The organism is Cupriavidus necator (assembly GCF_040578825.1).
GTDB classification, from domain to species: domain Bacteria; phylum Pseudomonadota; class Gammaproteobacteria; order Burkholderiales; family Burkholderiaceae; genus Cupriavidus; species Cupriavidus necator_E.
Map to the genome: position 1 here is coordinate 245,833 of NZ_JBEFLI010000002.1, position 9,354 is coordinate 255,186.

Annotated in this window: 9 protein-coding genes; 6 read left to right on the plus strand and 3 right to left on the minus strand. The window is 66.8% G+C overall.

Annotated features, from left to right (window positions below; genetic code table 11):
• Positions 1-25 precede the first annotated feature (25 nt).
• The gene (gene argF / locus AB1I47_RS02490) at positions 26-949 is read right to left on the minus strand and encodes an ornithine carbamoyltransferase (RefSeq protein ID WP_354682194.1); all 924 of its coding nucleotides are present in this window, start codon (positions 947-949) and stop codon (positions 26-28) included.
• A 430-nt stretch (positions 950-1,379) separates the two neighbouring features.
• On the opposite strand from argF, the gene AB1I47_RS02495 reads away from it, so the two are divergent.
• Positions 1,380-1,679 carry a DUF3579 domain-containing protein gene (locus AB1I47_RS02495; protein ID WP_354682195.1) on the plus strand — a complete coding sequence of 100 codons (300 nt, stop codon included), beginning with the start codon at positions 1,380-1,382 and terminating at the stop codon, positions 1,677-1,679.
• A gap of 114 nt (positions 1,680-1,793) precedes the next feature.
• Here the strand turns inward: AB1I47_RS02495 and rpsT are convergent, their stop codons facing one another.
• The gene (gene rpsT / locus AB1I47_RS02500; RefSeq protein ID WP_006579059.1) at positions 1,794-2,060 is read right to left on the minus strand and encodes a 30S ribosomal protein S20; all 267 of its coding nucleotides are present in this window, start codon (positions 2,058-2,060) and stop codon (positions 1,794-1,796) included.
• A 391-nt stretch (positions 2,061-2,451) separates the two neighbouring features.
• On the opposite strand from rpsT, the gene murJ reads away from it, so the two are divergent.
• Together murJ and AB1I47_RS02510 are read left to right on the plus strand one after the other, a co-directional pair.
• Positions 2,452-4,002 (plus strand): murein biosynthesis integral membrane protein MurJ, encoded by a 1,551-nt coding sequence (gene murJ / locus AB1I47_RS02505; RefSeq protein ID WP_354682196.1) that lies wholly within the window; start codon positions 2,452-2,454, stop codon positions 4,000-4,002.
• Positions 4,003-4,069: 67 nt separating this feature from the next.
• A complete protein-coding gene (locus AB1I47_RS02510; RefSeq protein WP_354682197.1) occupies positions 4,070-4,918 on the plus strand; it encodes a SirB1 family protein in 849 nt (282 codons plus the stop codon).
• 27 nt (positions 4,919-4,945) lie between these two features.
• On the opposite strand, the gene AB1I47_RS02515 is transcribed toward AB1I47_RS02510, so the two are convergent.
• Complete coding sequence (locus tag AB1I47_RS02515; protein ID WP_354682209.1) at positions 4,946-5,599, minus strand: VTT domain-containing protein; 654 nt, start codon at positions 5,597-5,599, stop codon at positions 4,946-4,948.
• A gap of 161 nt (positions 5,600-5,760) precedes the next feature.
• Here AB1I47_RS02515 and mutL point away from each other — a divergent pair, with 161 nt between their 5' ends.
• The 3 genes from mutL to AB1I47_RS02530 all read left to right on the plus strand — a co-directional run bounded on the left by mutL (position 5,761) and on the right by AB1I47_RS02530 (position 9,294).
• Positions 5,761-7,737: a DNA mismatch repair endonuclease MutL gene (gene mutL, locus AB1I47_RS02520; RefSeq protein WP_354682198.1), complete on the plus strand. Its 1,977-nt coding sequence runs from the start codon at positions 5,761-5,763 to the stop codon at positions 7,735-7,737.
• Positions 7,738-7,760: 23 nt separating this feature from the next.
• On the plus strand, positions 7,761-8,726 hold the full coding sequence (gene miaA / locus AB1I47_RS02525) for a tRNA (adenosine(37)-N6)-dimethylallyltransferase MiaA (protein WP_354682199.1): 966 nt from the start codon (positions 7,761-7,763) through the stop codon (positions 8,724-8,726).
• Positions 8,727-8,793: 67 nt separating this feature from the next.
• On the plus strand, positions 8,794-9,294 hold the full coding sequence (locus AB1I47_RS02530; RefSeq protein WP_354682200.1) for a GNAT family N-acetyltransferase: 501 nt from the start codon (positions 8,794-8,796) through the stop codon (positions 9,292-9,294).
• Positions 9,295-9,354: the final 60 nt, after the last annotated feature.

The window sequence follows — 9,354 nt, forward strand, 5'->3', positions numbered from 1 at the left end:
CCTCCCCTGTTCACTCCGCGCGCGCTCAGTAGCGGCCGCAGAGAAGATATTCCATCAGCGCCTTCTGCACGTGCAGGCGGTTTTCCGCCTCGTCCCAGACCACGCTCTTGGCACCGTCGATCACGGCCGCCTCGACTTCCTCGCCGCGGTGCGCCGGCAGGCAGTGCATGAACAGCGCATCCGGCTCGGCGCGGTCCATCATCGCGGTGGTGACCATCCAGTCCTGGAAGGCACGCTTGCGGGTCTCGTTCTCGGCCTCGAAGCCCATGCTGGTCCAGACATCGGTGGTGACCAGGGTCGCGCCCTGGCAGGCGGCGAGCGGGTCGTCGAAGACCTTGACCATGCCGGCGGCGGACGCCGGCACCATGGCCGCATCGAGCTGGTAGCCCGGCGGCGCCGAGAAATGGAAGGTGAAGCCCAGCCGCTCGGCCGCCTGGATCCAGGTGTAGGCCATGTTGTTGGCATCGCCGATCCACGCCACGGTCTTGCCGCGGATGCTGCCGCGCTGCTCGATGTACGTGAAGATGTCGGCCAGCACCTGGCACGGGTGGTATTCGTTGGTCAGCCCGTTGATCACCGGCACGCGCGAATGTGCGGCAAAGCGGTCGATGATGTCCTGGCCGAAGGTGCGGATCATGATGATGTCGACCATGCGCGAGATCACCTGCGCCGCATCCTCGATCGGCTCGCCGCGGCCCAGCTGCGAATCGCGGGTATTCAGGAACACCGCGTGGCCGCCGAGCTGGTGGATGCCGGCTTCGAACGACAGGCGCGTACGCGTCGAATTCTTCTCGAAGATCATGGCCAGCGTGCGGTCGTGCAGCGGGTGCCAGGTCTCGTAGTTCTTGAACTTGGCCTTCAGGATCCGTGCGCGGTCCAGCAGGTACTCGTACTCGTCGGGAGTGAAGTCGCTGAACTGGAGGTAATGCTTGATCGGGGTTGAGCTCATAAAACAAAGAAGGCGGCTCGGTGGGGACGCGCCGTCATGAAGTGTTCATGACCCAAGCGCGCCGCGGAGCCGCCTTTTCGCGTCGCATACGCAATTTAACTGCAAGAATCATAAGGGATTATTCCTGCTTTGGCGAGCCCGGAACAACCCGGCCCCGGCGCGCGCGCCGCTGCCTTGACAGCTTCCTGACAGGATTTCGCCCTTATGCGCAAGTCTTATATAAGATATAATACCCGCTGATTCACGCGGGGCCCGGCATACCGTTGCCGCTGCCCGCCGCCGGCATCAAAAGTGCCCCCGCCAGACACCGACGCCCCGCCTTCCCGGCCGGAAAATGCGCGAACCAAACGCGCGCCGGCCGCGTCAAACGGGCGCCCGTGCAGCGGGTTTACCGTCGAGTCATCCAGCCCCACCCGCAGTGTCCAGCCTCATGAACCCCAACGTTCGCGAATACTTTATCCAAGGCATCACCAAGGAAGGCAAGACCTTCCGCCCGAGCGACTGGGCTGAACGACTGTGCGGCGTGATGGCGCAGTTCCGCCCCGAGGGCGACAGCGGCGATCCGCGCCTGACCTACTCGCCTTACGTGCGCCCGATCTTCGCGGGCAACGTCAAATGCGTGGTGGTGGACGCGCGGCTGCGCGACATCGAGCCCAAGGCACTGGACTTCGTGCTGAACTTCGCGCGCGACAACAACCTGCAGATGGTCGAGGCCTGCTCGCTGGAATAAGTCAGCAGCGCAACGACAGGACGAAAAAAAAGCTCGTCGGATGACGAGCTTTTTTTATTGACGGATGCCTGGGCATCCGCCGGTGCCGGACCGCCGTGGCGGCCCGAAGCACGATCAGGCAGCCATGGCCTTGATGGCAGCCGACAGGCGCGACTTGTGACGTGCGGCCTTGTTCTTGTGCACGATCTTCTTGTCGGCGATGCTGTCGATCACGGCTTGCGAGTTCTTGAAGATCTCGGCTGCGGCAGCCTTGTCGCCGGCGTCGATGGCCTTGCGGACGGCCTTGACGGCGGTGCGCAGACGCGAGCGCAGGCTGGAGTTGTGAGCGTTCTGGGCAACGGCCTGGCGGGCGCGCTTGCGAGCTTGTGCGGAATTTGCCATTTCGAAAATATCCTGAATTCAGATGCGTGCCGCGGGGGACACAACAATTAAGTCATATCGAGCGACCCGGGATGCACTGACACACGAATCCGGAACGCAACTGTCCTTGTGAATCGGCAATTATACACAGATGCCGACGCGCGGCGCAACACCGCAGGGACTTCGCCGCCTCAGTTGCCCCCTCAGGCCGGGCGGGGGCCGGCCCGGTCCGTATAATATGCGCCACATTGCGCCGGTGCGCGTGGCGCGCCGGCAACTTTGCCGTCCGGCCCGCGTCTGAGAGGCGTGCCGGTCGCCCGGCATGCGGCGTGCCGCCGCCCTGCCCCACGCGCTGCCTCAAGGGCGCCTCGGGGCCATCGCACCGATCCACCGCCCCGCACCGACCCTCACCTTGAACCTGCTCAAAGCGCTCGCCACCATCAGCAGCCTGACGATGCTCTCGCGCATCACCGGCCTCGTGCGCGAGATCCTGATCGCCCGCGCCTTCGGCGCGTCGGAGATGACCGACGCGTTCAACGTAGCCTTCCGCATCCCCAACCTGCTGCGCCGCATCTTCGGCGAAGGCGCGTTCTCGCAGGCCTTCGTGCCGATCCTGGGCGAATACCACGCCAAGCGCGGCGAGGCGCCGACCAAGGCGCTGATCGACGCCGTCGCCACGGTGATGACCTGGGTGCTGATGGCCGTGTCGCTGCTGGGCGTGATCGGCGCGCCGCTGGTGATGACGGTGGTGGCCACGGGCTTTCGCGGGCAGAGCGAGACCTATACCGCCGCGGTCTTCATGACGCGGGTGATGTTCCCCTATATCGGCCTGATCTCGCTGGTGGCGCTGGCCTCGGGCATTCTCAATACCTGGCGCAAGTTCGCCGTGCCGGCCTTCACGCCGGTGCTGCTGAACCTGTGCCTGATCGTCGCCGCGCTGTTCGTCGGCCCGCATATGGACCAGCCGATCTATGCGCAGGCGTGGGGCGTGCTGATCGGCGGCGTGCTGCAGCTTGCGATCCAGGTGCCCGCGCTGCGGCGCCTGGGCGTGATGCCGCGCATCCGCTTCAACCTGCGCGCGGCGTGGTCCGATGCCGGCGTGCGCCGCATCCTGCGGCAGATGGGGCCCGCGCTGCTGGCGGTGTCGGTGGCGCAGATCAGCCAGATCATCAATACCAATATCGCGTCGCGGCTCGCTGCGGGCAGCGTTTCGTACCTGACCTATGCCGACCGCCTGATGGAGTTTCCGACCGCGCTGCTGGGCGTGGCGCTCGGCACGATCCTGCTGCCAAGCCTGTCCAAGGCCAACAGCAGCGGCGACCATGCCGAGTACTCCGGCCTGCTCGACTGGGGCCTGCGGCTGACGTTCCTGCTGGCGGTGCCCTGCGCGGTCGGGCTGTTCGTGTTCGGCGCGCCCGTGACAGCGGTGCTGTTCAACTACGGCAAGTTCGACGCGCACGCGGTCGAGATGACGCGCCAGGCGCTGGTGTCGTATGGCGCCGGGCTGGTCGGGCTGATCGCCATCAAGATCCTCGCGCCGGGCTTCTATGCGCGCCAGGACATCCGCACGCCGGTCAAGATCGCACTGGTGGTGCTGGTGATCACGCAGGCCTGCAACGTGGTGTTCGTGCCGTGGATCAGCCATGCCGGGCTGGCGCTGTCGATCAGCGCGGGCGCTACCATCAATGCGCTGCTGCTGTTCCTCGGCCTGCGCCGGCGTGGCCTGTACAAGCCGGCACCGGGCTGGTGGCTGTTCCTGGCGCAACTGACCACTTCGGTGCTGCTGCTGTCGGGCATGCTGCTCTGGCTGGCGCGCAACTTCGACTGGATCGGGCTGGGCAGCACGCCGCTGCTGCGCATCGCGCTGCTCGCTTCGTGCCTGGTACTTGCAGCGGTGGTCTACTTCGGTACACTGTGGCTCATGGGACTACGCTTCTCAGCCTTCAAGCGGCGCGCCAGTTAGTGCAGGCAACCGAGGATAGTCACCCCCTCGCTGTCCGCGGCGCCCCCGGCTGCACCGGGAAACCGATATGACTTCCACCAAAGTCCTGGATTACTTCGCCAGCCTCGTGGCCGACGAAAACGGTATCCCGCTGACTGAAACCGCGCTCTCCATCGCGCAGGACGCCTACCCCGACCTGGACCTGCAGGCCGAGCTGGCGGCGCTGGACGTGCTGGCACTGCGCCTGAAACGCCGGATCGCCGAAGGCACGCCCGCGATCCAGCGGCTGCGGCTGCTCAATCATTTCTTCTATCGCGACCTGGGCTTCGGCCCCAACGCGAACGACTATTACGATCCCGACAACTCTTACCTGAACGTGGTGCTGCGCCAGCGGCGCGGCATCCCGATCTCGCTCGCGGTGTTGTACATGGAGCTCGGCCAGCAGATCGGGCTGCCGCTCAAGGGCGTGTCCTTCCCCAACCATTTCCTGCTGCGCATGACGATCCCGGCCGGCGAAGTGGTGCTGGACCCGCTCACCGGCGAAACGCTGTCGAAGGAACAACTGCAGGAAATGCTGGATCCGTACCTGGAGCGCGAAGGCATCAGCGATGCCAGCCAGGTGCCGCTGGGATTGTTCCTGCGCGCGGCCAGCCATCGCGAGATCATCGCGCGCATGCTGCGCAACCTGAAGGCGATCTACCTGCAGGAGTCGCGCTGGCAGCGGCTGCTGGCGGTGCAGAACCGGCTGGTGATCCTGCTGCCCGGATCGATCGAGGAAGTGCGCGACCGCGGGCTGGCGTATGCCAACCTGGAGTGCTTCCGGCCTGCGCTGGCCGACCTGGAAGCCTATGTCCAGGCGCGGCCCGATGCCGCCGATATCGTGCAGATCCGCGAACGCATGCCGGCGCTGCGGATGATGAGCCGCAGCCTCAACTGAAGAGGCTGCCAGCGAACGCGAGAAGCTTCAGCGCTCCACGCGCGTGGGCCGGCGGCGGTTGCCGCGCACCAGCTTCCACAGCCCGCCCAGCACCAGCGGCACCACCGCCGCGCCGATGCCGGCCAGCACGATCAGGTTCAGGTACTGCTTGATGAACGGCAGGTTGCCGAAGAAGTAGCCGGCAAAGACCAGGCCGACCACCCAGGCCACGGCGCCGACCACATTGAACATCTGGAAACGCGCGAAGGTCATCTGCGACACGCCCGCCACGAACGGCGCAAACGTGCGCACGATCGGCACGAAGCGCGCCATCACCAGCGTCTTGCCGCCGTGCCGCTCATAGAAGTCGTGGGTACGGCGCAGCGCGTCCTGGTCCAGGAAGCGCCACTGGTGATCGAATACCTTGGGCCCGATCCAGCTCCCCACCATGTAGTTGACGGTATTGCCCGAGATCGCGGCCGTCAGCAGCAGGCCGATCAGCACCCATTCGTTCATCGCCCCGGTGGCGCAGAACGCACCCGCGATAAACAGCAGCGAATCGCCGGGCAGGAACGGCACGACCACCAACCCGGTTTCGGCAAACACGATCAGGAACAGGATGGCGTAGACCCAGTGGCCATACTGGTCGATAAACGTGCCGAGGTATTTGTCGACATGCACCAGCATGTCGATGAGCTGCAAAGCGAGATCCAAGTCGTTCCCCGTTATGTGTTCGTGATTCGGCCCGAGCCGGCTGTGCCTGAATCATACAAGAGCTGCCGTGACAATCTGCCACACTGCGCGCCACCTGCGGCCGTCCAGGGCCGCCGTCTCTGCGCGGGCGGCCACGTATAATTCGCCGCATGCCAGACGCCGCCGCCCGTACCCCGCTCCAAGCCACTTCACGCACCACCCAGCAGCCCCGTCCGATCCGGCCGCTGCCGGACCAGCTTATCAGCCAGATCGCCGCCGGCGAAGTGGTGGAGCGGCCGGCCTCGGTGGTCAAGGAGTTGCTGGAGAACGCGCTGGACGCCGGCGCCACGCAGCTCGGCATCCGGCTGGAGGAAGGCGGCGTGCGGCGCATCGTCATCACGGACAACGGCTGCGGCATCCCTGCCGCCGAGTTGCCGGTGGCACTGATGCGCCACGCCACCAGCAAGATTGCCTCGCTCGACGAACTGGAATCGGTGCTGACGCTAGGCTTCCGCGGCGAGGCCCTGGCCTCGATCGCGTCGGTGTCGCAGCTTGCGCTGACCAGCCGGACCGCGGCCGATGCCCATGCCACCCAGGTGAGCGCCGATACCGGCACCGTGCAGCCCGCTTCCGGCGGGGTCGGCACCACGGTCGACGTGCAGCACCTCTACTTCAACACGCCAGCGCGGCGAAAGTTCCTCAAATCGGAACAAACCGAGCTGGGACATTGCCTGGAGATGGTCCGGCGCGTGGCGCTGGCGCGGCCTGACGTGACGGTTTCGGTCCACCACAACGGCAAGCCGCTCGAGCACTGGAATGCCGGCGATGTCGCGAACCGTACCGCCCAGGTGCTGGGCAGCGACTTCGCCCGCGCCCGGCTGCCGCTGGACGAAGAGGCCGACACGCTGCACCTGTACGGCTTTGCCGGGCTGCCCACCGCGTCGCGCGGGCGGCCGGACCAGCAGTATTTCTTCGTCAACGGCCGCTTCGTGCGCGACAAGCTGCTCAACCATGCGGTGCGCAGCGCCTACCAGGACGTGCTGCACGGCGACCGCTTCCCGTCGTACGTGCTGTGCCTGGACCTGCCACCGGAGATGGTCGACGTCAACGTGCACCCGTCCAAGATCGAAGTGCGCTTCCGCGAATCGCGCGCGGTGCACCAGTTTGTCTACCATGCAGTGCAGCGCTGCCTGGCCCGGCAGGCCGGCGAGAACGGCGACAGCCTGCATACCGCCGATGGCGATGGCGATGGTGGCGGGCTCAGCGTGCCGCCCGCCGGCTCACCACGCCCAGCCGGTGGCGGCCCCCAATGGATCAACTATTCGGCGGCGCGCCAGACCGAGCTCGGCATCGCCCAGCCGCGCCAGGCCTACCTCGGCATGGTGCGCGACGCCACCGCGCCGGCCCCGCGGCCCTATGGCGGGTTCGCCGGCGCTTCGGCACAACCGCCGGCGTGGCTGGCCGATGCGCAGGCCGCGCGTGCCGACGATCCGCCGGGCCTGCTGGACCGGCTGCCGGCGGCCACGCGCCCTGCCCTGGACAATGCCGCCGACACCCCCGACGACCACCCGCTCGGCTACGCCATCGCCCAGCTCCACGGCATCTACGTGCTGGCGCAGAATGCGCGCGGGCTGGTGCTGGTGGACATGCACGCCGCGCACGAACGCATCCTGTACGAGCGGATCAAGGCCGGCCTCGACGCGCGCGACCTGGCGGTGCAGCCGCTGCTGATCCCGGTCACGCTGCCGGCCAACCCGGTGGAGATTGGCGTCGCCGAGGAGCACCAGGAGACGCTGACGCTGCTCGGCTTCGATATCGCGCCGGTGTCGCCTACCACGCTGGCGGTGCGCGCGGTGCCGGCGCTGCTGCAGCAGGCCGATGCCGAGGCGCTGGCGCGCGACGTGCTGCGCGACCTGCATGCCTACGGCGGCTCGCGCGTGCTGGCCGAGCGCCGCAACGAGCTGCTGGCGACGCTCGCGTGCCACAGCGCGGTGCGCGCCAACCGCAAGCTGACCGTCGAGGAAATGAACGCGCTGCTGCGCCAGATGGAGCAGACCGAGCGCGCCGACCAGTGCAACCACGGCCGCCCGACCTGGGTGCAACTGACCGTGACCGAGCTGGACCGGTTGTTCCTGCGCGGGCAATAAGCCAGTCAACACAAGATTTTCTGATGTCCGCCGCACCCCACGATTCCGCCACGCATCCGCCCGTGGTCTGCCTGCTCGGCCCCACCGCCTCCGGCAAGACCGCGGCCGCGCTGGCGCTGGCCGCCGACGCGCCGGTAGAGATCATCAGCCTGGACTCGGCGCTGGTGTACCGCGAGATGGATATCGGCACCGCCAAGCCCACGCGCGAAGAGCTGGACAGCGCGCCGCACCACCTGATCGACATCATCGACCCCGCCGACAGCTATTCCGCGGCGCAGTTCGTCACCGATGCCGAGCGACTGATCGGCGAGATCCGCGGGCGCGGTCATGTGCCGCTGATCGTGGGCGGCACCATGCTGTACTACAAGGCGCTGACGCAGGGTCTGAACGACCTGCCGCAGGCCGATGCCCCGCTGCGCGCCGAGCTGGACCAGCTTGCCGCCGAGCGCGGCTGGCCGGCGCTGCATGCGATGCTGGCCGAGGTCGATCCGGTCACCGCGGCACGGCTCGCGCCCAACGACGCGCAACGGATCCAGCGCGCGCTGGAGATTCACCGCCTGTCCGGGCAGCCGATGTCGGCGCTGCTGGCACGCCAGGCCGAGGGCCGCACCTTTGCCGGCACTGCCGACCAGCGCTATCGCGTGATCGCGCTGGAGCCGTCGGACCGGCTGGTGCTGCATGCGCGTATCGCCCAGCGCTACGACGCGATGCTGGCCAACGGCTTGATCGAAGAAGTCGAGCGCCTGCGCGCCCGCGGCGACCTGCATCCGGGGTTGCCGTCGATCCGCTGCGTCGGTTACCGGCAGGTGTGGGAATACCTCGAGGGCGAAACGGATCTTGCGACGATGCGCGAGCGCGGCATCGCCGCCACGCGCCAGCTATGCAAGCGGCAACTGACGTGGCTGCGCAGCACGCCCGAGCGGCTGGTGGTGGATTGCCTGGCACCGGGCTATGTCGACCAGGTGCGCAGGCTGGCGGACTTCCATTGACGGGGATGCAAGGCAAGTGATGCTCAGGCGATAATCGCGGTCTGTTCACTGCCTCGCAAACCCGAACATGTCCAAGCCCGCCTTCACCATCCGCCCCGCCACCGCCGCCGACAGCGAAACGCTGTTCAACCTGATCCTGGCGCTGGCCGAGTACGAGAAGCTGACCCATATCGTCGAAGCCACGCCGCAGAAGATCCAGGACGCGCTGTTCGGCGCCACGCCGCATGCCGAGGCCGTGCTGGTGGAAGTCGATGCCGATGGCGGGCGCCAGGCGGTGGGCTTTGCCCTCTTTTTCCATAATTTCTCGACCTTCCTGGCCAAGCCCGGGCTGTATCTGGAAGACCTGTATGTCGATCCGGCCTGGCGCGGCCATGGGCTGGGCAAGGCGTTGCTCAAGCATCTGGCGGCGCTGGCGGTGGAGCGCGGCTGCGGGCGGTTCGAATGGTCGGTGCTGGACTGGAACCAGCCGTCGATTGAGTTCTATCAGGCGATGGGGGCGGATGTGTTGCCGGATTGGCGCATTTGTCGGGTGACTGGGGACGCGCTGGCGAAGCTTGGGGCGAACTGATGCTGCTGGTGAATGCTGGCATACCAACGGTTTCGCTTCGTTGAGACTCCGGCCCTCACC

Bases quoted from the DNA above. Each gene is read 5' to 3' on its own strand.
- mutL (WP_354682198.1), top strand. From the start codon at position 5,761: ATGCCAGACGCCGCCGCCCGTACCCCGCTCCAAGCCACTTCACGCACC.
- rpsT (WP_006579059.1), bottom strand. From the start codon at position 2,060: ATGGCAAATTCCGCACAAGCTCGCAAGCGCGCCCGCCAGGCCGTTGCC.
- miaA (WP_354682199.1), top strand. From the start codon at position 7,761: ATGTCCGCCGCACCCCACGATTCCGCCACGCATCCGCCCGTGGTCTGC.
- argF (WP_354682194.1), bottom strand. From the start codon at position 949: ATGAGCTCAACCCCGATCAAGCATTACCTCCAGTTCAGCGACTTCACT.
- AB1I47_RS02530 (WP_354682200.1), top strand. From the start codon at position 8,794: ATGTCCAAGCCCGCCTTCACCATCCGCCCCGCCACCGCCGCCGACAGC.
- AB1I47_RS02510 (WP_354682197.1), top strand. From the start codon at position 4,070: ATGACTTCCACCAAAGTCCTGGATTACTTCGCCAGCCTCGTGGCCGAC.
- AB1I47_RS02495 (WP_354682195.1), top strand. From the start codon at position 1,380: ATGAACCCCAACGTTCGCGAATACTTTATCCAAGGCATCACCAAGGAA.